This is a genomic window from Paramylibacter ulvae (genome assembly GCF_014652655.1).
GTDB lineage: Bacteria > Pseudomonadota > Alphaproteobacteria > Rhodobacterales > Rhodobacteraceae > Amylibacter > Amylibacter ulvae.
This window is the reverse complement of the sequence record NZ_BMZF01000024.1, coordinates 1-860: the sequence shown is the minus strand read 5'-3', so window position 1 is coordinate 860 and position 860 is coordinate 1. Positions and strand designations below refer to the sequence as shown.

Here is an 860-nt window from a genome sequence, read left to right as displayed (position 1 = left end):
TCCGTTTGACGGCGAGCAAATCGACAATAACGATGGCACAGGCCCAACTGGCGACGAAGATATCGTCAATGCGGGCGACGGCGACGATAGCGTGCTGGCTGGCGATGAAAACGACACCATCTATGGTGGTGACGGTAATGATACGCTGGACGGTGGCGCTGGTAACGACGTGATCGATTCAACTGATGGCTCTGGCCCTGGTGTTCCTGATGGCACACCTGGTGAAGATCCAAATGATGATCTGGATACCGTAACCGGTGGTCTGGGCGACGACAGCATCTTTACCGGTGACGACGCCGATAGCATTGATGGCGGTGCTGGCAATGACACCATTGATGGTGGCATCGATGATGACACAATCAGCGGTGGCGCTGGCAACGACAGCATCATTGGTGGCGACGGCAATGATGAAATCGACGGTGGTACGGGCGACGATACAATCGACGCAGGCGACAGCTTGAACCCAGCCACAGACGATGTTGATGCAGACCCATCCGATGATCTGGACACTGTCTTTGGTGGTGACGGCAATGACACGATCACAACAGGTGACGACGCTGACACGGTTTATGGTGGCGACGGCAATGATGTGATCGATGCGGGCATTGATGACGACAGCGTTGAAGGCGGCGCAGGTGATGACAGCATCATCGGTGGCCACGGCAATGACGTGATCGATGGTGGTCTGGGCGATGATACAATCGACGCAGGCGACAGCCTGAACCCAGCGACCGACGATGTTGATGCAGACCCATCCGATGATCTGGACACTGTTATTGGTGGTGCCGGTAACGACACAATCACAACCGGTGATGATGCGGATAGCATTGATGGTGGCACAGGCAACGATGTGATCGATG

Annotated in this window: 1 protein-coding gene; it reads left to right on the top strand. The window is 55.5% G+C overall.

Annotation, left to right across the window (positions count from 1 at the left end; translation table 11 throughout):
• Positions 1-860: calcium-binding protein (locus IE094_RS15480; protein ID WP_189641614.1), on the top strand; the 860-nt coding region annotated here is incomplete at both ends.